The organism is Pseudomonas psychrophila HA-4 (assembly GCF_000282975.1).
GTDB lineage: Bacteria > Pseudomonadota > Gammaproteobacteria > Pseudomonadales > Pseudomonadaceae > Aquipseudomonas > Aquipseudomonas psychrophila_A.
Map to the genome: position 1 here is coordinate 1 of NZ_ALJC01000008.1, position 588 is coordinate 588.

General features: G+C 54.8%; 1 protein-coding gene. It reads left to right on the top strand.

Annotated elements, in window-relative coordinates; all coding sequences use genetic code 11:
* Nucleotides 1-60 precede the first annotated feature (60 nt).
* The coding region (locus B347_RS0101110; protein ID WP_192812339.1) for a DUF2931 family protein at nt 61-588 on the top strand (528 nt) is incomplete at its 3' end.

Here is a 588-nt window from a genome sequence, read left to right on the forward strand (position 1 = left end):
CCTATGGCAGTTGGTAGCGTCCAGCGGGGCCACGCGCGCCTAAACCTCATGGCTTTGCTCATGAGCCTATTAATGCTTGCCGCCTGCAAACACGATCCGCTGTCGGGTGCAAACGACCCTAAAGATGATGGGTGGAGTATTGATTTCCAAGGCCCTACCTATATGCAAGGACTCGTAGAAATCACTGTTGTCGAAGACATCAAAGGCCGATTGTTCAGGAGACTTGGAGGCGGCTCTATTGGTACCGGCGACCCAGGCCTCGATAAAGAGCACGCCCGAGGCTGGGGACCCATTGGAGGGAATATCTACCCGATGACCGGCGCTGATTTGCCAAAGCGGATTTTCGTGCGTTGGCAATCCATCGTTGAACAAAGAACATACAAAGGCTGGATCGATATTCCCGAAGATGCACGCCGCATTATGCGCGGCTCAACGGCACGCCGTTGTCCGGACTGGCCGGATCATAAAGCAAACTCTATGGCAGCCGTTGTTGTGGGAATGACGCCAGGAGGCGCAATTCGGGTCTGGGTTAACGATAACTGCCTCAATGATCATCTGGTCGCCAGCGCCCAAGCAGAGATTGAGCCG